Origin of the sequence: Mycobacterium sp. smrl_JER01 (genome assembly GCF_048513595.2) — a bacterium.
Lineage (GTDB): Bacteria > Actinomycetota > Actinomycetes > Mycobacteriales > Mycobacteriaceae > Mycobacterium.
The window spans coordinates 5196404-5216872 of sequence record NZ_JBLXXK020000001.1 but is presented as its reverse complement, the minus strand read 5'-3'; the positions used below and the strand labels follow the sequence as shown (position 1 = coordinate 5216872).

The 20469-nt window shown below is 67.9% G+C and carries 23 protein-coding genes and 1 riboswitch; of the genes, 15 read left to right on the top strand and 8 right to left on the bottom strand.

The features are described 5' to 3' along the window. Nucleotides 1-9 precede the first annotated feature (9 nt). From folE to ACNUDN_RS24490, 10 genes are all read left to right on the top strand, one after another. Entirely contained in the window at nt 10-618 is a 609-nt protein-coding gene (folE, locus tag ACNUDN_RS24535; RefSeq protein ID WP_419124316.1) for a GTP cyclohydrolase I FolE, read from the top strand. 26 nt (nt 619-644) lie between these two features. Next, nucleotides 645-1496, top strand: coding sequence for a dihydropteroate synthase (folP, locus tag ACNUDN_RS24530; RefSeq protein ID WP_419124315.1), 852 nt, complete (start codon nt 645-647; stop codon nt 1494-1496). Further along, nucleotides 1489-1872 (top strand): dihydroneopterin aldolase, encoded by a 384-nt coding sequence (folB, locus tag ACNUDN_RS24525; RefSeq protein ID WP_419124314.1) that lies wholly within the window; start codon nt 1489-1491, stop codon nt 1870-1872. Before folP ends, folB begins: the two co-directional genes overlap by 8 nt. Further along, a complete protein-coding gene (folK, locus tag ACNUDN_RS24520; protein ID WP_419124313.1) occupies nt 1869-2432 on the top strand; it encodes a 2-amino-4-hydroxy-6-hydroxymethyldihydropteridine diphosphokinase in 564 nt (187 codons plus the stop codon). The genes folB and folK overlap by 4 nt, the downstream gene beginning before the upstream one ends. Then, the gene (locus ACNUDN_RS24515; protein ID WP_419124312.1) at nt 2423-2899 is read left to right on the top strand and encodes a DUF3180 domain-containing protein; all 477 of its coding nucleotides are present in this window, start codon (nt 2423-2425) and stop codon (nt 2897-2899) included. The genes folK and ACNUDN_RS24515 overlap by 10 nt, the downstream gene beginning before the upstream one ends. A 75-nt stretch (nt 2900-2974) precedes the next feature. Further along, the gene (locus ACNUDN_RS24510; RefSeq protein WP_419124311.1) at nt 2975-4369 is read left to right on the top strand and encodes a DUF6779 domain-containing protein; all 1395 of its coding nucleotides are present in this window, start codon (nt 2975-2977) and stop codon (nt 4367-4369) included. Nucleotides 4370-4446: 77 nt separating this feature from the next. Next, nucleotides 4447-5394, top strand: coding sequence for a Rossmann-like and DUF2520 domain-containing protein (locus ACNUDN_RS24505; RefSeq protein WP_419124310.1), 948 nt, complete (start codon nt 4447-4449; stop codon nt 5392-5394). After that, nucleotides 5391-6329 carry a pantoate--beta-alanine ligase gene (gene panC, locus ACNUDN_RS24500; protein ID WP_419124309.1) on the top strand — a complete coding sequence of 313 codons (939 nt, stop codon included), beginning with the start codon at nt 5391-5393 and terminating at the stop codon, nt 6327-6329. Before ACNUDN_RS24505 ends, panC begins: the two co-directional genes overlap by 4 nt. Then, nucleotides 6329-6736: an aspartate 1-decarboxylase gene (panD, locus tag ACNUDN_RS24495; RefSeq protein WP_419124308.1), complete on the top strand. Its 408-nt coding sequence runs from the start codon at nt 6329-6331 to the stop codon at nt 6734-6736. The genes panC and panD overlap by 1 nt, the downstream gene beginning before the upstream one ends. Nucleotides 6737-6740: 4 nt before the next feature. After that, complete coding sequence (locus tag ACNUDN_RS24490; RefSeq protein WP_419124307.1) at nt 6741-7541, top strand: type III pantothenate kinase; 801 nt, start codon at nt 6741-6743, stop codon at nt 7539-7541. 10 nt (nt 7542-7551) lie between these two features. Here the strand turns inward: ACNUDN_RS24490 and ACNUDN_RS24485 are convergent, their stop codons facing one another. After that, nucleotides 7552-8820: an amino acid deaminase gene (locus ACNUDN_RS24485; RefSeq protein WP_419124306.1), complete on the bottom strand. Its 1269-nt coding sequence runs from the start codon at nt 8818-8820 to the stop codon at nt 7552-7554. A gap of 23 nt (nt 8821-8843) precedes the next feature. On the opposite strand from ACNUDN_RS24485, the gene lysS reads away from it, so the two are divergent. The 3 genes from lysS to clpC1 all read left to right on the top strand — a co-directional run bounded on the left by lysS (nt 8844) and on the right by clpC1 (nt 13665). Then, on the top strand, nt 8844-10349 hold the full coding sequence (lysS, locus tag ACNUDN_RS24480) for a lysine--tRNA ligase (RefSeq protein WP_419124305.1): 1506 nt from the start codon (nt 8844-8846) through the stop codon (nt 10347-10349). A gap of 107 nt (nt 10350-10456) precedes the next feature. Continuing rightward, nucleotides 10457-10798 (top strand): histone-like nucleoid-structuring protein Lsr2, encoded by a 342-nt coding sequence (gene lsr2, locus ACNUDN_RS24475; protein ID WP_419124304.1) that lies wholly within the window; start codon nt 10457-10459, stop codon nt 10796-10798. Between the two features lie 326 nt (nt 10799-11124). Further along, complete coding sequence (gene clpC1 / locus ACNUDN_RS24470) at nt 11125-13665, top strand: ATP-dependent protease ATP-binding subunit ClpC (protein WP_419124303.1); 2541 nt, start codon at nt 11125-11127, stop codon at nt 13663-13665. 72 nt (nt 13666-13737) lie between these two features. Here the strand turns inward: clpC1 and ACNUDN_RS24465 are convergent, their stop codons facing one another. The 6 genes from ACNUDN_RS24465 to mhuD all read right to left on the bottom strand — a co-directional run bounded on the left by ACNUDN_RS24465 (nt 13738) and on the right by mhuD (nt 18347). Next, complete coding sequence (locus ACNUDN_RS24465; RefSeq protein ID WP_419124302.1) at nt 13738-14526, bottom strand: energy-coupling factor ABC transporter ATP-binding protein; 789 nt, start codon at nt 14524-14526, stop codon at nt 13738-13740. After that, a complete protein-coding gene (locus ACNUDN_RS24460; RefSeq protein ID WP_419124301.1) occupies nt 14519-15265 on the bottom strand; it encodes a CbiQ family ECF transporter T component in 747 nt (248 codons plus the stop codon). Before ACNUDN_RS24460 ends, ACNUDN_RS24465 begins: the two co-directional genes overlap by 8 nt. Before the next feature lie 9 nt (nt 15266-15274). Further along, nucleotides 15275-15640, bottom strand: a complete 366-nt coding sequence (locus ACNUDN_RS24455) for an energy-coupling factor ABC transporter substrate-binding protein (protein ID WP_419124300.1) — start codon at nt 15638-15640, stop codon at nt 15275-15277. A gap of 54 nt (nt 15641-15694) precedes the next feature. Next, a complete protein-coding gene (locus tag ACNUDN_RS24450; RefSeq protein ID WP_419124299.1) occupies nt 15695-16414 on the bottom strand; it encodes an energy-coupling factor ABC transporter permease in 720 nt (239 codons plus the stop codon). A 41-nt stretch (nt 16415-16455) separates the two neighbouring features. Beyond that, nucleotides 16456-16657: riboswitch (cobalamin riboswitch) on the bottom strand. A gap of 24 nt (nt 16658-16681) precedes the next feature. Continuing rightward, nucleotides 16682-18043: a serine hydrolase gene (locus tag ACNUDN_RS24445; protein WP_419124298.1), complete on the bottom strand. Its 1362-nt coding sequence runs from the start codon at nt 18041-18043 to the stop codon at nt 16682-16684. Beyond that, entirely contained in the window at nt 18018-18347 is a 330-nt protein-coding gene (gene mhuD, locus ACNUDN_RS24440) for a mycobilin-forming heme oxygenase MhuD (RefSeq protein WP_419124297.1), read from the bottom strand. Before mhuD ends, ACNUDN_RS24445 begins: the two co-directional genes overlap by 26 nt. A gap of 39 nt (nt 18348-18386) precedes the next feature. Between mhuD and ACNUDN_RS24435 the strand changes: the two genes are divergently transcribed. Further along, nucleotides 18387-19151, top strand: a complete 765-nt coding sequence (locus ACNUDN_RS24435; protein ID WP_419124296.1) for an alpha/beta fold hydrolase — start codon at nt 18387-18389, stop codon at nt 19149-19151. On the opposite strand, the gene ACNUDN_RS24430 is transcribed toward ACNUDN_RS24435, so the two are convergent. Next, nucleotides 19125-19376 carry a hypothetical protein gene (locus ACNUDN_RS24430; RefSeq protein ID WP_419124295.1) on the bottom strand — a complete coding sequence of 84 codons (252 nt, stop codon included), beginning with the start codon at nt 19374-19376 and terminating at the stop codon, nt 19125-19127. The genes ACNUDN_RS24435 and ACNUDN_RS24430 overlap by 27 nt on opposite strands. Nucleotides 19377-19448: 72 nt before the next feature. Here ACNUDN_RS24430 and ACNUDN_RS24425 point away from each other — a divergent pair, with 72 nt between their 5' ends. Continuing rightward, entirely contained in the window at nt 19449-20429 is a 981-nt protein-coding gene (locus ACNUDN_RS24425) for a GlxA family transcriptional regulator (RefSeq protein WP_419124294.1), read from the top strand. Nucleotides 20430-20469: the final 40 nt, after the last annotated feature.

The window sequence follows — 20469 nt, the reverse complement described above, 5'->3', positions numbered from 1 at the left end:
GAGATTTCGATGACGCGGTCGCACAACGATTCGGCCACGCTCACCACCCCCACCTTCGACCAGGCCCGAGCCGAGGCCGCGGTGCGTGAGCTGCTCATCGCGGTCGGGGAAGATCCCGACCGGGAGGGACTGCGCGACACCCCTGCGCGGGTCGCCCGGGCGTACCGGGAGATCTTCGCGGGTTTGTACACCGACCCCGACGATGTCCTCAAGACGATGTTCGACGAGCAGCACGACGAACTCGTGCTGGTCAAGGACATCCCGATGTACTCGACCTGCGAACACCACCTGGTGTCGTTCCACGGGATGGCGCATGTCGGCTACATCCCCGGTAAGGACGGTCGTGTCACCGGCCTGTCGAAGCTGGCCCGGGTCGTCGACCTCTACGCCAAACGTCCGCAGGTGCAGGAACGGTTGACCGCCCAGGTCGCCGATGCGCTGATGCGCCGGCTGGACCCCCGCGGTGTCATCGTGGTCATGGAGGCCGAACACCTGTGCATGGCCATGCGAGGCATCCGCAAGCCCGGGGCAACGACCACCACCTCGGCGGTACGCGGACAGTTCAAGACCGACAAGGCCTCTCGCGCCGAAGCCCTGGATCTGATCCTGCGGAAGTGAGTCCCGTCAGCGTCTCACCTTCCGCGATGACGACCGTGCAGGTGATGGGGGTCGTCAACGTCACCGATGACTCGTTCTCCGACGGTGGGTTGTTCCTGGACCGGGACAGCGCCGTCGAGCACGGGGTCCAGTTGGTGCGTGACGGAGCCGCGGTTGTCGACGTCGGTGGTGAGTCGACGCGCCCGGGCGCAACCCGCATCGACCCCGAGGTGGAATCCGCGCGGGTGCTTCCGGTCGTCAAAGCGCTTGCGCAGCAGGGCATCACAGTCAGCATCGATACGATGCACTCCGCCGTGGCACGCGCGGCGCTGGAGAGCGGTGCGCAGATCGTCAACGACGTCTCCGGCGGCAGGGCAGATCCCGAGATGGCGAGGGTGGTCGCCGACGCCGGGGCGCCGTGGGTGCTGATGCACTGGCGATCCGTGGGCGGTGAGCGCCCGCACGAGGTGCCCACCTATCGAGATGTGGTCGACGAGGTGCGGGCCGAGTTGATGGTCTCCGTCGATGCGGCGGTGCGCGCCGGTGTGGACCCGGCAAAGCTGATCATCGATCCCGGCCTGGGTTTCGCCAAGACCGCCCAGCACAATTGGGCACTGCTCAATGCGCTGCCGCAGTTCGTCGCCACCGGGATACCGGTGCTCGTCGGTGCGTCGCGGAAGCGGTTTCTCGGCGCGCTCCTGGCCGCATCCGACGGGCAGTTGCGGCCGCCGGCCGGCCGTGAGACTGCCACCGCGGTGGTCTCCGCGCTTGCCGGCTGGCATCACGTCTGGGGGGTGCGGGTGCACGACGTACGCGCCACGGTCGACGCGCTGGCGGTGGCGGCGGCGTGGCAGGCAGGTGGCGGTGGTTCGACCCGGCGGCCCGACTCCGATGACTGATCGAATCGAATTGCGCGGCTTGAAGGTTCGCGGCTATCACGGAGTGTTCGCGCACGAGCGGCGAGACGGTCAGGACTTCGTCGTGGACATCACGGTGTGGCTGGACCTGGCCACGGCCGCGGCCAGTGACGATCTCCCCGACACCCTGGACTATGGCGTACTGGCCCAGCGCGCCGCCGACATCGTGGCGGGCCCGGCCAGACAGCTGATCGAGACGGTGGCTGCCGAGATCGTCGACGACGTGATGTGTGACGAACGCGTACACGCCGCCGAGGTGGTGGTGCACAAGCCGTCCGCGCCGATCCCACTGCAGTTCCACGACGTCGCGGTGGTGGCTCGGCGGTCGCGGCGGGGCGGCAGGGGCGCCGTGCCGTGACCAGCCGTGTCGTATTGTCCGTCGGATCCAACCTCGGCGACCGTGTCGCTCACCTGCAATCGGTGCTCGACGGTCTCGGTGACGCCGTTCGCGCGGTCTCCGCGGTCTACGAGACCGCGGCCTGGGGTGGCGTCGAGCAGGGGGCGTTCCTGAATGCCGTTGTGCTGGCCGAGGATCCGGACCTCGACGGGCACGGTTGGCTGCGGCGTGCTCAGGATCTGGAGGAAGCGGCCGGTCGAGTCCGGGAACGTCACTGGGGACCCAGGACGCTCGATGTGGACCTGGTGCAGTGCCATGGTCCCGGCAGCGGTCCCGGCGGCGGTCCCGGCGGCGAGGTGAGGCTGCAGGACGACGACCTCACCCTGCCGCACCCCTATGCGCACGTGCGTGCGTTCGTCCTGGTGCCCTGGCTGGAGGTGGAACCCGATGCGACCCTGACGGTGGGGGACCGCACCGATCCGATCGCGGTACATCTGGCCGCCGTCGACCCCGCCGAGCGAGCCGGTGTGCGCCGGACCGACTTGTCTCTGCGGTTACGGGACCGGAACCGATGGGACTGACCAGGAAGCGGGACCTGGTACTCGCCGCAGTCGTGACCGCGATCGTGGGCTACCTCGCCGTGCGCATCATCTACCGCTGGTTTCCGCCGATCGAGGTGTGGACCGGTGTTTCGCTACTCGGCGTCGCTGCGGCGGTCGCGGGTTGGGGCTTCTACGTGCGAGCCAGAATTAGCGATGGCGCTGTCGGGGTCGGCCAGGGCAGGTTGCACCCGCTGGCGGTGGCGCGGTCGGTGGTGATCGCGAAGGCCTCGGCGTGGATGGGCAGTGTCGTGCTCGGCTGGTGGGTCGCAGTGCTGGTGTATCTGCTGCCCCGCAGGAGCGCGTTGCGGGTGGCCGCCGAGGACACCACCGGCGCGGCGGTGGCCGGGCTGTGCGCGCTGGCTCTGGTCGTCGCGGCGATGTGGTTGCAGCATTGCTGCAAGTCACCCGAGGACCAGTCGCAGGGTGCCGACGCAGCGCCCGGTTGATCATTCGCGGGCAACCACGCCGAATCGCCGCAGAGGTCGACACGCGACATGACCTGTGGCGGGTACAGTCGCCCCATGACCGATCCGACCCGTGGCGCGCGCCTTCGGCGCGGTGGCCGCAGGCCGGGTTGGATGCTGATGACGGTGTTGCTGGTGCTCGCCATCGGAGCCAGTTCAGCGCTGGTTTTCACCGACCGCGTCGAATTGCTCAAGCTGGCGGTCATTCTGGCGCTGTGGGCCGCTGTGGTGGCCGCGTTCGTCTCGGTCATCTACCGCAGACAGAGCGACGCCGACCAGGCCAAGGTGCGCGATCTGAAGCTGGTGTACGACCTGCAGCTGGACCGGGAAATCTCCGCGCGCCGCGAGTACGAGCTGGCCGTCGAATCGCAGCTGCGCCGCGAGCTGGCGGCCGAGTTGCATGCCCAGTCCGCAGACGAGGTCGCGGCGCTGCGCGCCGAGCTCGCCGCGCTGCGAGCGAATCTGGAGTACCTCTTCGACGCCGATTTTTCGCACCGTCCCGCGCTTGAGACCGAACGCACGGCCGGCCGGGTCAGCAGCAGCCGCATCGACACCGAGGACGACTTCAGGGGCACCGCGGAGCCGGAGGTTCCGCATACCGACGAGAGCCCGATCATCGACGTGCCCGCCGAGCCTCATCTGCCCGAGCACGCGTGGGCTCCGCCCGGTGAACCCGGTGGGGCGCATCGACGTTCCGCCGAGCAGGCCGCCGGCCGCAGGCGCCGCGCCGACGACGCCGGGGCGACGCAGCCACCGCAGCCACCGCGGTCGCCGTGGACTCCACCGCCACCGCAGCAGACCCCACCACCGCAACCGCAGCCCCAGCCACGGCAGCCGGCAGCCCCGCAACCGCAACCGCGGCAGCCGGCGGCCCAGCAGCCGCCAGAGCAGCCGGCGCCGCAGTTCCCCTGGTTACCTCCGGCGCCTGCCCAGTCATCAGCCGCGTCATCAGCGCCGCGTCGGCGTGCGCCCGAACCTGCGCCCAGCTCCCAGTGGCGTCCAGCGCCCGCCGAGGGCGATTGGATCCCGGCGGGGCAACCGGGGAGCAACTGGGAGTCGGCTCCAGCCAATGGAGCGCGCAGCGAGGCCAATGGAGCGCGCAGCAAGGCCAACGGTGCGCACAGCGAGTATGTGGGACGACGCCGGGCACCCGACACCGACCCGGAGGCCGGGCCCGAATCTCGCGCGGAACCCGGAGGCGACGAACCGCCCCCTGGCAGGCATTCGGCGGCGGGCGGGGACCAACCGCAGCCGGCGCCCCCCGCTGAGCCCACCGAGCCCACCGAGCCCGCCGAGCCCGAAGTGTCCGAAGTGTCCGCCAAGTCCGAAGAGTCCGAGGACACCGACGGCGACGGCGGCGCCCACACCGGGGGTCAGTCGGTCGCCGAACTGCTGGCCCGGCTGCAGGCGACTCCGACCGGAGGTGGGAGGCGTAGGCGCCGCGAGGACTGAGTTAGGCTCTCAGCGACCGTCCGGTACCCGCCCCGCGGGACCGGAACGAAGCCCTGAGGATCACGAGGTCGACTGCGATGGTGCAGCCCCCCGCCGGCGGTGACATCCCGCTCGACGGACTTCGCCCGGCTCGGCTCACGATTGGCGTCATCTCCGCCGGCCGAGTCGGCACCGCGATGGGTGTCGCGCTCGAACGCGCCGAACATGTCGTCGTCGGATGCAGCGCGGTGTCATCCGCATCTCGTGCCCGCGCACACCGTTGGCTTCCCGATACCCCCGTCCTGCCGGTCGACGAGGTGGCGTCCCGGGCCGAATTGCTGCTGCTGGCCGTGCCCGACGCGGAGTTGCCGGCCGTGGTCGGCGGGTTGGCCGCCACCGGAGCGGTGCCGACCAACACGATCGTGGCGCACACCTCCGGCGCCAACGGCATCGGGATACTGGCGCCGCTGGCCGCTCGGGGTTGCATCACGTTGGCGATCCACCCGGCGATGACGTTCGCGGGTACCGACGAGGACGTCGACCGGCTGCGCGGCACATGCTTCGGGGTCACGGCCGCCGATGAGATCGGCTATGCGATCGCGCAGTCGCTGGTGCTGGAGATCGGCGGTGAGCCGTTCCGGGTCCGTGAGGACGCCAGGACGCTGTATCACGCGGCGCTGGCACACTCCAGCAATCACGTCGTCACCGTGCTGCTCGACGCGGTCGACGCGTTGCGCGCGGCGCTGTGGGGTCAGGAACTGCTCGGGCAGGAGTCGGTCGGCGATGCCCCGGGAGGACTGCCAGAACGGATCATCGGTCCGCTGGCGCGGGCAGCGCTCGACAATGCGTTGCAGCGCGGGCAGGCGGCCCTCACCGGTCCGGTGGCGCGCGGTGATGCGACGGCGGTGGCGGGCCATCTGCAAGCCCTTGGCGAGGTGGACCCCGCGTTGGAGCAGGCGTACCGGACCAATTCGTGGCGTACAGCTCAGCGGGCGCATGCCCCGCAGGAAGTCTTCGACGTACTGGCGGAAGCAGGACAGTCATGATCAGGCGTGATCTCCCCAAATACGCTGCGGGGCAGCTCAATGTGTACAACCGGCCGCGGGACGTATCAGCTGTCACGCAAGCGTTGCGGGCCACCGGCCGCCGGATCGTGCTGGTACCGACCATGGGCGCGCTGCACGACGGCCACCTGACCCTGATCCGTGCGGCCAGACGGGTGCAGGGTGCCGCGGTCGTGGTGTCGATCTTCGTCAACCCGCTGCAGTTCGCCGCGAACGAGGATCTCGGCGCGTATCCGCGCACACTCGAGGAGGACCTCGAGGCGTTGCGCGCCGAGGGTGTGGACATCGCGTTCACGCCGACCGCCGAGGACATGTACCCCAACGGTATGCGCACCACCGTGCATCCGGGTCCGCTGGGGGCTGAGCTCGAAGGAGCCTCTCGGCCGACTCATTTCGCCGGCGTGTTGACCGTGGTGCTGAAGCTGTTCAACACCGTGCATCCGGACCGGGCCTACTTCGGCGAGAAGGACTTTCAGCAACTGGCCCTGATCCGCCAGATGGTCACCGATCTCGATCTCGACGTCGAGATCCAGGGGGTGCCGATCGTGCGGGAGCCGGACGGTCTGGCGATGTCCTCGCGTAACCGATATCTGGACGCCGCCGAGCGGGAACAGGCGGGTGCGCTCTCGGCGGCATTGCTGGCCGGGATGTATGCCGCGTCCACCGGGGTGCCCGCCGCGCTGGATGCCGCCCGCGCCGTCCTCGACGAGGTTCCCGCGCTCGAACTGGACTATCTCGAGGTTCGAGACCCGATGCTGGGCCCGGCCCCCGCCGAGGGCGCCGGCCGGATGCTGATCGCCGCCAGGCTCGGCCGCACCCGTCTGCTGGACAACATCGCCGTCGACATCGGCGCCGGCATCGACGGCCACCCTGGCACCCCGTCCGGACAGAGTCACGAACTGCCTTGGAGAAATTGATGTTACGCACAATGCTGAAGTCCAAGATCCATCGCGCCACCGTGACACAGGCCGATCTGCACTACGTCGGTTCGGTGACCGTCGACGCCGACCTGATGGATGCTGCCGATCTGCTGGAAGGGGAGCAGGTCACGATCGTCGACGTCGACAACGGCGCCCGGCTGGTCACCTACGTGATCACCGGCGAGCGGGGTAGCGGCGTCATCGGCATCAACGGTGCCGCAGCCCATCTGGTACATCCGGGCGATCTGGTCATCCTGATCGCGTACGCGACGGTGGACGACGCGGAGGCCAGAACCTACCGGCCGCGGGTGGTCTTCGTCGACGCGGAGAATCGGGTGATCGATCTCGGCGCCGATCCGGCGTTCGCGCCAGCGGGGGCGGCCGAACTGCTGTCGCCGAGGTGACGCCGTGCTGTTAGCCGTCGATGTCCGCAACACCCACACGGTGGTCGGGCTGTTGTCGGGGACCGGAGCGCACGCCAAAGTCGTGCAGCACTGGCGCATTCGTACCGAATCCGAGGTCACCGCCGACGAGCTCGCGCTGACGCTGGACGGACTGATCGGCGATGACGCCGAACAGCTCACCGGTGCGGTGGGACTGTCCACCGTGCCCTCGGTGCTGCACGAGGTGCGGGTGATGCTCGACCAGTACTGGCCGTCCATCCCGCATGTGCTGATCGAACCCGGCGTGCGCACCGGCATCCCGCTTCTGGTTGACAACCCCAAGGAGGTCGGCGCCGACCGGATCGTGAACTGTCTTGCCGCGTATCACCGATTCGGCACCGCGGCGATCGTCGTCGATTTCGGCTCTTCGATCTGCGTCGACGTCGTTTCGGCGAAAGGCGAGTTTCTCGGCGGTGCGATCGCGCCCGGCGTGCAGGTGTCCTCCGATGCGGCTGCGGCGCGCTCGGCGGCACTGCGGCGCATCGAATTGACCCGGCCGCGTTCGGTGATCGGCAAGAACACCGTGGAATGCATGCAGGCGGGTGCCGTGTTCGGATTCGCCGGTCTGGTCGACGGTTTGGTCAGCCGGGTACGCGAAGATGTGGACGGTTTCGGCGGGGACGACGTGAACGTCGTCGCCACCGGCCATGGTGCGCCGCTGGTGCTTGACGATCTGCGAACCGTGCAGCACTACGAACGGCATCTGACCCTGGACGGTTTACGGCTGGTCTTCGAACGCAACCGGGCTCCCGGCGGGCGCAGGTGAAGCAGCCGGATCAGAAATAGGTCCGGATCAGGTCGAGCACCCGGTCCTCGGAGTCGAGCACCGGGATCAACCGCCATTTGTCGAAAACCGTGCACGGGTGCGAGATCCCGAATCGCAGCCATTGCCCGACCTCGACGGTGTCTGACGGCTCCAGGCGCAGATAGGCGTGCTGATCGTTGAGCTTGGTCACGGTGGCGGACCCCGGCGCCAACACCACGGGCAGGCCCTGGTCGGACGGCACGTCCCGGCGTCCCATGGTCACGATCGCCAGGCCGGGTTCGGGTCGCGACACCACCTGGGCGAGCACCTGTAGGGCCGGCTGCAGACCGTCGCGTCCGCCTCGGGTCAACGGCGACGTCCGTGCGTACAGGCCGTGGTCGTGAGTGATGTAACACCCGCTGCGCAGGATGGTGCGCACCGTGATCCCCGGTGGCCAACCGGTCAGAGCCTCGGCCACCTCGTCGAAGTAGGTGCTTCCACCGGCGCTGACGACAGCTTCGTCGGATTCGATCAGCCCGGACAATTGCTGCACCGCCGTCCGCAGGTCGGCGAGGTGCGCCGCGACAACCGCCCTGGCGTCGCCGGTGAGCTCCTGGGACACGGCGGCCTCATATCCGGCGACCCCGACCAGGCGCAACCGTGGCGATGCGACCGCCGCACGGGCCACCTCGACCGCGGCGGCCACCGAACGGCAGCCGGCCCGTCCCCCGGGCGGCCCCACTTCGACGCACACGTCGACCGGGCGGTCGGCGCCGGCCAGCGCATGCGTCATCAGCTCCACCCCACGCACCGAGTCCACCCAACACATGAACCGCAGATCAGGATCGCGGTCCAGCTCGGCCGCCAGCCAGCGCAGCCCCGCCGGGTCGACCAGTTCGTTGGCCAGCACCAGTGCGGACACACCGAATGCCCGGTACACCGCAGCCTGGCCGATGGTCGCGACCGTGATCGCGTAGGCACCCGCGGTCAGCTGGCGGGCCGCGAGTTGCGGCGACATGTGGGTTTTGCCGTGCGGCGCGAGCTCGACGCCACGCTCGTGGCACCAGCGGGCCATGGTCTGCACGTTGTGCGTCAGCGCATCGTCATAGATCACACACACCGGCCCGATGGGTCCCGCATCGAACAGCCGCGGCCGCTGCGCGATCACCTGCGCCGGGGTGCTGCCCCACCACCGGGCCGGAATTCCCTTGAAGCTCCAGTCCAGCGGTTCGTCGGACAGTGCGTGCAAGCGGTCGTGGAAGACGGTGCCGTCGATCGGCGCGCTGGCGGGCATGCTCATTTGTTCATTTAAGCTGGCACGTCGTGACGTCCCCCGATTCTGTTGACGACATCCCTGAGCAGTTCCGTATCCGGCAAGGCAAGCGCGACCGGCTGCTCGCCGAGGGACGTGACCCGTACCCGGTCCAGGTCGACCGCACCCACACGCTCGCGGAGTTGCGTGCCGCCTATCCGAACCTGGCCGCGGACACCAAGACCGGTGAGCACGTCGGGGTGGCCGGGCGGGTGATCTTCGCCCGTAACTCGGGCAAGCTCTGCTTCGCCACCCTGCAGGAGGGGGACGGCACCCACCTGCAGGCGATGATCAGCCTCGACCAGGTGGGCCGGGAATCTCTGGACGCCTGGAAAACCGATGTCGATCTCGGCGACATCGTGTTCGTCCATGGTGAGGTGATCAGCTCGCGGCGCGGCGAACTCTCTGTGCTCGCAGACTCCTGGCAAATAGCCTCCAAGGCGCTGCGGCCGCTCCCGGTGGCGCACAAGGAGATGAGCGAAGAGTCCAGGGTCCGTCAGCGCTACGTCGACCTGATCGTGCGGCCGGAGGCGCGCGCGATCGCCCGCCAGCGGGTCGCCGTGGTGCGTGCGGTGCGGTCGGCCATGGAGCGGCGCGGATTCCTCGAGGTCGAGACGCCGATGCTGCAGACCCTCGCCGGCGGGGCCGCGGCCCGTCCATTTGTGACGCACTCCAATGCGCTCGATGCCGACCTATACCTGCGTATCGCCCCGGAACTGTTTCTGAAGCGCTGCGTGGTGGGTGGATTCGACCGCGTCTTCGAGTTGAATCGAAACTTCAGAAACGAGGGGGCGGATTCCACCCATTCTCCGGAATTCGCGATGCTGGAGACATACCAGGCCTACGGAACCTATGACGATTCGGCGATCGTGACGCGTGAACTTATTCAGGAGGTCGCCGACGAGGCCATCGGCACCCGCCAGGTGCCGCTGGCCGATGGCTCGGTCTACGACCTTGACGGTGAATGGGACACCATTCAAATGTATCCGTCATTGTCCGAGGCCCTCGGTGAAGAGATCAGCCCGCAGACCGGCGTGCAGCGGCTTTGGGAGATTGCCGACGGTTTGGGGGTCGAGATTGCCCGCGACCGTGGTTATGGGCACGGAAAATTGGTCGAAGAACTGTGGGAATTCACGGTCGGCGACAAGTTGTGGGCGCCGACGTTCGTGCGGGACTTCCCGGTCGAGACGACACCGCTGACACGGCCGCACCGCAGAATCGACGGAGTGACGGAGAAATGGGATCTTTACGTTCGCAACTTTGAACTCGCGACCGGATACTCCGAGTTGATCGATCCGGTCATTCAACGCGAGCGTTTCCTGGCCCAGGCGCGTCTCGCCGCCGCCGGAGATGACGAGGCAATGGCACTCGACGAGGACTTTCTGGCGGCTCTTGAGTACGGCATGCCGCCCACCACCGGGACGGGAATGGGCATCGACCGGTTGTTGATGGCGTTGACAGGACTGTCGATTAGGGAGACGGTTTTGTTCCCGATTGTTCGCCGACACGGCAACTGAACTGCTCCGAATCGAGCGTTGTTGAATGGCCCGCCGCGTTATGGCAGATTGGTGGCCGGAGATGGGGGCTTATCCGCCCGTCTGAATCGTGGGAAAGGCAGTAGGTAATGGCGAAAAAAGTCACCGTCACGTTGGTCGACGATTTTGACGGTGAGGGCGCCGCCGACGAGACGGTCGAATTCGGTCTCGATGGTGTCAGCTATGAGATCGATCTTTCCGCCAAGAACGCCGCAAAGCTCCGCAATGATCTGAAGCAGTGGGTCGACGCCGGGCGCCGCGTCGGCGGTCGGCGGCGCGGCCGTGCGGTCGCCACCGCCCGGGGGCGCGGGTCGATCGACCGTGAGCAGAGCGCCGCCATCCGGGACTGGGCCAGGCGTAACGGACACAATGTGTCCACCCGCGGCAGGATCCCCGCCGACGTCATCGACGCGTTTCACGCCGCCACCTAGCGCAGCGCGTTTCCCGTTGCCACCTGCGCAGCAACGTGGCGGCTGATTGCCGGGTGACGTCACCTCGGTGCATCGCCTGCCGGTTGTTCGCTGCGGGCGAACCGCAGTCCGCCCGGATCGGGAAACGAATCCGCACCCCGTCGCGTTGGTCATGGCAGCGTCGGGTACTCGACCTTTCCGATTGCTGTCGTCCCTCCGTTCAGGGCCGACAGGCGGGGCACCCGAAGCCGCCGACCATTAGAGTGGACGGCGTAGGTGCACAGCACCGGTTCATGTCGCCGGGCGTGCGGTGCACTACCTATGCGATGGAGAGCAGGTAACCACGGATGTTCGAAAGATTCACCGACCGTGCGCGTCGGGTTGTCGTCCTGGCTCAGGAAGAGGCCCGGATGCTCAACCACAACTACATCGGCACCGAGCACATCCTGCTGGGACTCATTCACGAGGGTGAGGGCGTGGCCGCCAAATCACTCGAATCGCTGGGCATCTCCCTGGAGGGCGTGCGCAGCCAGGTCGAGGAGATCATCGGTCAGGGCCAGCAGGCGCCGTCGGGCCACATCCCGTTCACCCCGCGCGCCAAGAAGGTGCTGGAACTGAGCCTGCGCGAGGCGCTGCAGCTCGGCCACAACTACATCGGCACCGAGCACATCCTGCTCGGCCTGATCCGTGAAGGCGAGGGCGTCGCGGCCCAGGTGCTGGTCAAGCTCGGCGCCGAGCTCACGCGGGTGCGCCAGCAGGTCATCCAGCTGCTGAGCGGCTACCAGGGCAAGGAAACCGCCGAAGCCGGCACCGGAGGACGCGGCGGCGAGGCGGGCAATCCGTCCACGTCGTTGGTGCTCGACCAGTTCGGCCGCAACCTGACTGCAGCGGCCATGGAGGGCAAGCTCGATCCGGTCATCGGCCGTGAGAAGGAAATCGAGCGGGTCATGCAGGTGTTGAGCCGCCGCACCAAGAACAACCCGGTGCTGATCGGTGAGCCCGGCGTCGGTAAAACCGCCGTCGTCGAGGGCCTGGCGCAGGCCATCGTGCACGGGGAGGTCCCCGAGACGCTCAAGGACAAGCAGCTCTACACCCTGGACCTGGGTTCGTTGGTGGCAGGCAGCCGCTACCGCGGTGACTTCGAGGAGCGCCTGAAGAAGGTGCTCAAGGAGATCAACACCCGTGGCGACATCATCCTGTTCATCGACGAGCTGCACACCCTGGTCGGTGCGGGTGCGGCCGAGGGTGCGATCGATGCCGCCAGCATCCTGAAACCGAAGCTGGCCCGCGGCGAGTTGCAGACCATCGGCGCCACCACGCTCGACGAGTACCGCAAGTACATCGAGAAGGACGCCGCGCTGGAGCGCCGGTTCCAGCCGGTGCAGGTCGGTGAACCGACGGTCGAGCACACCATCGAGATCCTCAAGGGTCTGCGGGACCGTTACGAGGCGCACCACCGTGTCTCGATCACCGACTCCGCGTTGGTTGCGGCCGCCACGTTGGCCGACCGCTACATCAACGACCGGTTCCTGCCGGACAAAGCGATCGACCTGATCGACGAGGCCGGCGCCCGGATGCGTATCCGCCGTATGACGGCTCCGCCGGACCTGCGCGAGTTCGACGAGAAGATCGCCGACGCGCGACGGGAGAAGGAGTCCGCGATCGACGCGCAGGACTTCGAGAAGGCAGCCAGCCTCCGCGACAAGGAGAAGCAGCTGGTCGCGCAGCGTGCTGAGCGTGAGAAGCAGTGGCGCTCAGGCGATCTCGATGTCGTGGCCGAGGTCGACGACGAGCAGATCGCCGAGGTGCTGGGCAACTGGACCGGCATCCCGGTGTTCAAGCTGACCGAGGAGGAGACCACCCGTCTGCTCCGCATGGAAGACGAGCTGCACAAGCGGATCATCGGCCAGGAGGACGCGGTCAAGGCGGTCTCCAAGGCCATCCGCCGCACCCGTGCCGGACTCAAGGACCCCAAGCGTCCGTCCGGTTCGTTCATCTTCGCCGGCCCGTCCGGTGTCGGTAAGACCGAGCTATCCAAGGCACTGGCGAACTTCCTGTTCGGCGACGACGATGCGCTCATCCAGATCGACATGGGCGAGTTCCACGACCGCTTCACCGCGTCGCGGCTGTTCGGTGCGCCTCCGGGATACGTCGGCTACGAGGAGGGCGGCCAGCTCACCGAGAAGGTGCGCCGCAAGCCGTTCTCCGTGGTGCTGTTCGACGAGATCGAGAAGGCTCATCAGGAGATCTACAACAGCCTTCTGCAGGTCCTCGAGGACGGCCGGTTGACCGACGGTCAGGGCCGCACGGTCGACTTCAAGAACACGGTGCTGATCTTCACCTCGAACCTGGGCACCAGCGACATCAGCAAGGCGGTCGGCCTCGGCTTCACCCAGGGTGGCGGCGAGAACAACTACGAGCGGATGAAGCAGAAGGTTCACGACGAGCTCAAGAAGCATTTCCGTCCGGAGTTCCTCAACCGCATCGACGACATCATCGTGTTCCACCAGCTGACGCAGGACGAGATCGTCCAGATGGTGGAACTGATGATCGGCCGCGTCGGCAATCAGCTCCGCGCCAAGGACATGACGATGGAGCTGACCGACAAGGCCAAGTCGTTGCTGGCCAAGCGTGGCTTCGATCCGGTGCTGGGTGCGCGGCCACTGCGTCGCACCATCCAGCGCGAGATCGAGGATCAGCTGTCGGAGAAGATCCTCTTCGAGGAGGTCGGTCCGGGTCAGCTGGTCACGGTCGACGTCGAGGGCTGGGACGGCGAGGGCGCCGGCGAGGACGCGGTGTTCACCTTCACCGGTTCCCGCAAGCCGGTCGCGGCCGAGCCGGACCTCGCCCAGGCCGGTGCGGCAGGAGCGCCGAGCGCGGCCGAATAACGTCGCGACAACGCCGATGGCGGGTGGTCACCTTCGGGTGGCCACCCGTTGTCGTCAGGTCGCGATGGGTGATCAGATCTCCTCGGGACGTAGCACGGTCCGGTTCAGTCTGCGCGAGACGGCGGCCCCCCACGGCGTGCCCAGGCGGGCGTTGGTGAGCACCTCGTCGGCGGTCAGCAGCTCCTCGGTAGGTCCGCGACGCACGGTTGCGCCGGCGAGGATGAGCGTCTCCTGCGACCACGTCCACGCCACATCGACGTCATGGGTTGCCAGCACGACCGCGGTGCCCGACGCAGCCAGCGCGGTCAGCGTGCCCAGCAGATCGTCGACCGCCCTGGGGTCGAGTCCGGCCGTGGCTTCGTCGAGCAGCAGCACGCGCGGGCGCATGGCCAGGGCACCGGCCAGGGCGACCCGCTTGCGCTGCCCGAACGACAGATGGTTCGGCGGGCGGTCGGCGAGGTCGGTGATGTTCAGGGCGGTCATCGCCTCGTCGACCCGAGCCATCACCTCTGACCGGTCCAGGCCGAGGTTCGTCGGCCCGAACGACACGTCCGCCCGAACCGTCGCGCCGACGATCTGGTCGTCAGGCTCCTGCAGCACCAGTTGCACCCCGGTCCGCAGCCGGGTGCGGTCCGCGCGGGAATGCTGCAGGACCGTCCCGTCCAGCCGCACCGTTCCGGTCGTCGGCCTCGCCAGCCCCACGAGTATGCGCAGCAGTGTCGTCTTGCCAGAGCCGTTGGCGCCGAGCAACGCGATGCGCTGCCGCGGCCGCAGTGACAGGTTCACCCCGTCGAGGACCGGTGGTCTGCGCGGATAGGCGAAGCCGACATCCCGCAGTCCGAGGAGTTCGTCGTCAGCCACCGTTCCAGATCCTCCATGTCAGCACGGATGTGGCGACGACCGCCCCGAGCACCGCGGCGGTGACCGCCAGTCGCGCAGGACGCACCGGCCGGTCGGTGGTGAGCACCGCGGTCTGGCCCGGTTCGGCCCGCAGCGACATGGCCTCCGACATCGCGCGGGCGCGATCAATCGCGCGGACGAAGACCAGCGCGGACTGGGCTCCGATCACGGCGATCGCCTCCCGCGGGTTGCGCAGGCCCAACCGCAGCCCGATCGCCTCCCGGGAGGTGCGCGCCGACCGGATCAGGATGCCGACCAGCCGGTACGTCAGGTCCGCGACATGGCACAGCGGGGCCGGCACCCCGGCCCGTCGGGCCAGATCGAGCAGATCCGCCATCAGGGTCGTCATCGCCAGACCGATGGTCGCCGCCGATGCGGCGATGGCCCGAAGTGAGGTGTCGACTGCGAGGTCGACCCCGCCGGGCTCCAGGTGGGGCCCACCGCGGAATCCGATGGCGATCGGCAGCGAGCCAAGCACGATGAAGACGGCAGGCCCCAGTAGGGCGAGGGTGAACAGCCGAACCTGCACCCGGGCCACTACCAGAGTCGCCACCGCCACTGTGACCAGGACCAGCGGCGCACCGGTGCGCGGCGGCAGAACCATCGCGCACAGCAGCAAGCCCCCGAACAACCAGACTTTTTCGGCAGCTGGATCGGTCGACCACCGATTCTGCGCCGCACTGAGGTCGAGCGGATTCACGTGGGCGACTCAGTCGCCGACATGCGTCCCGTCTGCCGACCCACCCGTAGGTGCGCCGTCCGCCTGACCGCCCCCCACCGTGGCGGTGAGCGCCTCGGTACGTCCACGCTTGCGTCCGGCGTACCAGCCGACCGCGCTGCCCAGGACGATGCCGCCCAGGCCCGCCTGCAGTGCGAACAGACCGGACTCGACCTCACCGGGGAGCTCGCCGACCAGTGGCGAGAACCACGGCTGGTAGTCCTCGTGGATTTCGGTGATCACTTCTTCGGCCTGGCCGTCGGCACCGCCGAACTCTGCCTCGGAATCGGCGGCATACCCGTACAACAGCGATCCGACCGCGATGGCACCTGCGATGGCGAGCAATACGACGGCCATCACGATGACAGAACGTCGGCCCGATTCTGGGTTTTCGTTACGCGGAACCATCTGCTAGACCCCCGTCCGATCGCTGCTGGGCACCTCGTCGGCGGCGCTGGCCGGAACATCCTTGCGCTTCAGGAAGCCCAGGTTCAGCAGTTCCGAGGACGCAACCTGGATCAGCACCCGGACGATGACGACCGTGATGAGGCCTTCGACGATGGCCAGCGGCACCTGGGTGACCGCGAAGACACCCATGAACTCGGCGAGACTTTCGACGAACCCGCCCTCGACGGAGGGGAACGCCAGCGCCAATTGAATGCTGGTGACGACGTAGGTGACCAGGTCGGCGACGAAGGCCAACGCGAACACCGACGGCAGGATTCCGATCCCGGCCTTGCGGAGGGCGACGAAAACCGCGAAGCCGGCCCATGGCCCGGCGATCGCCATCGAGAAGGCGTTGGCTCCGAGCGTGGTGATTCCGCCGTGCGCGAGCAGCAGCGCCTGGAACAGCAAGACGATCGTGCCCAGAAACGCCATCACCGGTGGCCTGAATATCGCTGTGCCGAGTCCGGTTCCGGTGGGATGGGAACTCGACCCCGTCACCGACGGCAGCTTGATTGCGGACATGACGAACGAGAACGCGCCGACCGCGGCCAACAGCGGGCCTGCTGACGGCTGCCGCCTGACCGTCAGGACCACCTGTCTGGCCCCGTGGACGACGAACGGCGCCGCGACGATGGTCCACGCCACGGCGTGCGCCGGTGGGAGGAACCCCTCTGCAATGTGCATGATCTACTCGTTGAGCCTTTCTGCCCCGCACCTCGAGGGCATTCGATGTGGTCGCTGCGGCCGGTCTCCTGGCTCATGGGTTCACCGGACCACACAGAGTGGCCCGGAGTGCCGGCGTCCACCTTCCCACCCGCGCGAAAGCGCAGGCAGTGGCTACTTCGGTCACCGACTTCCCATTCACAGTGGCGAGGGCCGCCCCGGTCTCACACCGGGTTCCCGTACACCGCAGCAAAGGGAGCGTACCTCCTGGGCGGCTTCGGGTCGTGCTCAGTTCGGGATCAGGTCGAACGTCTGCCTGGCGATCGACATCAGCCAGGCCGCGGCGGTCTGACTGCGGAACTCCGGCCAGTTGGACTGCAGGCTGACCACCCACGGCTGGCCCGAGCGGTCGACGGCGTACCAGCTGAACGTCAGATCACCGGGTAGGTTGCCCGCCTTGGCGCCGATGTAGGGCCATTCGGCACGATCGAGATCGATCCCGGGCAGAAACGACAGGATGTCCTTGACCGGGGCCGCCTCGCCGACCGCGCCCTGCTGCAGTGCGGCGTGCAACCGGCAGATGTCGGCCGCGCTGCCATACCACTCTGCGCCGATGTCGGATGCCGGCATGTGGGCGCGTTTCGGATCCGGTTCGTAGGGGCGGGAATTGGTCTGTTGAAGCAGCTGCGCGCGACCCTCCCGGGTGGCCTGCTTCCACTGCTCACGAATGTCGGGGGTGCCCCAGCCGACAGAGAACAGTTCGTGCATCGTGGGGAACGGGGTCATGCTGGCCGGGTCGTGATGGCCGGCGTCGGCCAGGGCCCGCTCGATCGCTCCCGGTCCGAGCCGTTCGATCAGCAGGTCGGTGGCCATGTTGTCGCTGGCCGAGATCATCTGCTGTGCGGCGTCGCGCACGGAAACCGTTGCGCCGGGCGCGAGTTCGTCGAACCCCGAGGAGCCCACGGCCTTGGCCGCCGCGGTGATCGTCAGGGTGTCGCTCCACTCCAGCGTGTTCGCCTTGACCGCTTCGGCAACCGCGAACAACACGTAGAGCTTGAAGATCGATGCCAGCGGCAGCGACATGTCGGTGTTGGTGCCCGCGACCTTGACGCACCGGCCGTCGGTCACCTTGGCGACCTGATAGGAGTACCGCGCACCCGATTGGGTCAGCTGTTCGTCGATGTCGGACCAGGTGTCGATGCTGGGCGCGACGAGTTGCACGTCGAACCGGTCGACCATGCCGGCATCGTCGGTCCGCAGGTCGATGGTCTGGGCCACGCCATAGGAGTTGGTGATGGCGAGTTTCGCATGGCCCGCGCCGATGTCGACTCCGGTGACGGTGAAGGGGCGGTCCCACCACATCCGGTCCATCGTCACCCCGGCATGCTCGGCGACCTCGGGGGCCGCCAGGGTACGCACCCCGACCTCACCGATCGGCCAGTCGCTGTTGAGCATGTCCATGGTCTGCTTGGCCCGCAGACCCTGGGGCGTGTTGAGCTGGATGGGCACGCCGTAGGCGGCGTCGGCCGGCGCCGGTCGTGTGGCGGCACATCCGCAGGCCAGGGACACGACGCAGAGCAGTGCGATCACACAGCTGGCCACCCTGCGCCGGGCCCGGCCTGCCTCAGGCCTTGGTGTCAGTCCCCGCAACGTCGAGTACAACCTCGAATTCGAGCAGTGACGCGCCTTTGGCCACCGGGTTGGCGCGCTCACCTGCGTGTGCCTCGATCGCCGGGCCGCTGGCCCAGGCCTGGAATGCTTCTTCGGACTCCCACTGGGTGACGACGAAGTAGCGGTCCTCACCCTTCACCGGACGCAGCAGCTGAAAGCCCAGGAAACCGGGCTGGTTGTCGACGGCGTGGGCGCGGTGGGCGAACCGTTTCTCCAGTTCCGGACCGGCATCCGGCGGGACTTCGATCGCGTTGATCTTCACCACGGGCGTGTTGGTGGACATGGCGATCAGGCTACCGCGCCGGGTCGGCATGATGGCCTGATGGACTTCCTCACCGCTCGGGGTGGCAGCGGGCGGCCGCTGGTCCTGGTGCACGGGTTGATGGGCCGGGGCAGCACCTGGTCGAGGCAGCTGCCGTGGCTGACCAGGTGGGGGCGGGTCTACACCTATGATGCGCCGTGGCATCGGGGACGGGACGTCGCTGATGTGCATCCGATCTGTACCGAGCGGTTCGTCGACGACCTCGCAGATGCGGTCGCTCAGCTTGGTGAGCCCGCGGTTCTGGTGGGCCATTCGATGGGGGCGCTGCACTCCTGGTGCCTGGCAGCGGCACGGCCCGCGCTGGTTGCGGCGGTGGTGGTCGAGGACATGGCCCCCGACTTCCGGGGCCGGACCACCGGTCCGTGGGAACCGTGGGTGCATGCGCTTCCGGTCGAGTTCGGCTCGGCTGAGCAGGTGTTCGCCGAGTTCGGGCCGGTCGCGGGCCGGTACTTTCTGGAGGCGTTCGACCGGACGGCGACCGGCTGGCGCCTGCACGGTCATCCCGACAAGTGGATCGAGATCGCCGCCGAGTGGGGCACCCGTGATTACTGGGAGCAGTGGCGGGCGGTGTCGGTGCCGACGTTGCTGCTGGAGGCCGACGGTTCGGTCGCGCCGGAAGGGCAGATGCGAGCGATGGCCGACATGGCCCCCGGATCGACCTATCTGCGCGTGCCCGGCGCCGGCCATCTCATCCACGACGACGCGCCGAGGAAATACCGGGACGCGGTCGAAGCGTTTCTAACGTCGTTCGCTGGATGCACCTGACGAGGGCCAGTTGGGGTGTTCCTCGAACCGGGTGCGGATGGCGTCGACGTCGTGTCGCACCCGGTATGAGTCGCGGTCGTCGAACAGTGGGCCGGTCATCGGGGCCGCCCACCTGAACTGGTCGAGGCGCACGCGCAGCGTGCCGGACCGGTGGGCCGCCCAACCGAGGACACCGGCCACGGCGAACGGGGCGAGAAGGATCAGGAAGGCAGATACGATGCTCATGGCAGCAATGGTGCGTTCAGGCAATATCCGGCCAACAGTGGCAGAAGAGACAACTCTCGCTAAGATGCTGCCATGACGATAAAGACGGTCGCTGCGCTGGTGCTGGACAACCTCGCGGTGTTCGAGTTCGGCGTCATCTGCGAGGTCTTCGGCATCGACCGCTCCGCCGACGGCGTGCCCAACTTCGACTTCAAGGTCTGCGGGCCGCAGCCGGGTCTACCGTTGCGGACCTCAGTCGGCGCGACGATCACGCCGGATCACGGACTCGCCGACCTCGCGGGAGCCGATCTGGTGGCCATTCCGGCGATCGGGGGCCTCGACTACCTGCCCGAGGCGCTCGAGGCGGTGCGCCGCGCCGCCGAATCCGGATCGATCATCTTGACCGTGTGCTCGGGGGCGTTCGTCGCCGGCGCCGCCGGCCTGCTCGACGGACGTCCGTGCACGACGCACTGGATGCACGCCGACAAGCTGGCTCGCATGTATCCGACCGCCAAGGTCGACCGCAACGTGCTCTTCGTCGACGACGGCAACCTCATCACCAGCGCTGGCACCGCGGCCGGCATCGACGCCTGCCTGCACCTGGTGCGCCGCGAGCTCGGCAGCGAGGTGACCAACAAGATCGCCCGCCGGATGGTGGTACCGCCCCAGCGCGACGGGGGGCAACGGCAGTACATCGACCAGCCGATACCGGTGAAGTGTTCGGAGCGGTTCGCGCCGCACCTCGACTGGATCCTGGCCAACCTCGACAAACCGCACACCGTCACGACCCTGGCGCGGCGGGCGCACATGTCCGGCCGCACCTTCGCGCGCCGCTTCGTCGAGGAGACCGGTCGCACCCCGATGCAGTGGGTCACAGATCAACGGGTGCTCTACGCACGCCGCATGCTCGAAGAGACCACACTGGATGTCGACAGCATCGCCGAGCAGACCGGCTTCGGCACGGCGACGCTGCTGCGCCATCATTTCCGGCGCGTCATCGGCGTGACTCCGTCGGACTACCGGAAACGCTTCAACGCCGCGGAGGCCGAGTCCAAGGTCGCGGTCATCGCGTAGGAAACGTGACTCAGGTCACTATTCGTCACGCGACCGTGCC

Excerpts from the sequence above, each read along its gene's own strand:
- ACNUDN_RS24455 (WP_419124300.1), bottom strand. The coding sequence starts at position 15,640 with ATGGCCGTCGTATTGCTCGCCATCGCAGGTGCCATCGCGGTCGGATCG.
- mhuD (WP_419124297.1), bottom strand. The coding sequence starts at position 18,347 with ATGTCCACCAACACGCCCGTGGTGAAGATCAACGCGATCGAAGTCCCG.
- lsr2 (WP_419124304.1), top strand. The coding sequence starts at position 10,457 with ATGGCGAAAAAAGTCACCGTCACGTTGGTCGACGATTTTGACGGTGAG.
- ACNUDN_RS24425 (WP_419124294.1), top strand. The coding sequence starts at position 19,449 with ATGACGATAAAGACGGTCGCTGCGCTGGTGCTGGACAACCTCGCGGTG.
- clpC1 (WP_419124303.1), top strand. The coding sequence starts at position 11,125 with ATGTTCGAAAGATTCACCGACCGTGCGCGTCGGGTTGTCGTCCTGGCT.
- panD (WP_419124308.1), top strand. The coding sequence starts at position 6,329 with ATGTTACGCACAATGCTGAAGTCCAAGATCCATCGCGCCACCGTGACA.
- ACNUDN_RS24450 (WP_419124299.1), bottom strand. The coding sequence starts at position 16,414 with ATGCACATTGCAGAGGGGTTCCTCCCACCGGCGCACGCCGTGGCGTGG.
- panC (WP_419124309.1), top strand. The coding sequence starts at position 5,391 with ATGATCAGGCGTGATCTCCCCAAATACGCTGCGGGGCAGCTCAATGTG.
- ACNUDN_RS24505 (WP_419124310.1), top strand. The coding sequence starts at position 4,447 with ATGGTGCAGCCCCCCGCCGGCGGTGACATCCCGCTCGACGGACTTCGC.
- folB (WP_419124314.1), top strand. The coding sequence starts at position 1,489 with ATGACTGATCGAATCGAATTGCGCGGCTTGAAGGTTCGCGGCTATCAC.
- ACNUDN_RS24515 (WP_419124312.1), top strand. The coding sequence starts at position 2,423 with ATGGGACTGACCAGGAAGCGGGACCTGGTACTCGCCGCAGTCGTGACC.
- folP (WP_419124315.1), top strand. The coding sequence starts at position 645 with ATGACGACCGTGCAGGTGATGGGGGTCGTCAACGTCACCGATGACTCG.
- folE (WP_419124316.1), top strand. The coding sequence starts at position 10 with ATGACGCGGTCGCACAACGATTCGGCCACGCTCACCACCCCCACCTTC.
- ACNUDN_RS24435 (WP_419124296.1), top strand. The coding sequence starts at position 18,387 with ATGGACTTCCTCACCGCTCGGGGTGGCAGCGGGCGGCCGCTGGTCCTG.
- ACNUDN_RS24430 (WP_419124295.1), bottom strand. The coding sequence starts at position 19,376 with ATGAGCATCGTATCTGCCTTCCTGATCCTTCTCGCCCCGTTCGCCGTG.
- ACNUDN_RS24485 (WP_419124306.1), bottom strand. The coding sequence starts at position 8,820 with ATGAGCATGCCCGCCAGCGCGCCGATCGACGGCACCGTCTTCCACGAC.
- ACNUDN_RS24510 (WP_419124311.1), top strand. The coding sequence starts at position 2,975 with ATGACCGATCCGACCCGTGGCGCGCGCCTTCGGCGCGGTGGCCGCAGG.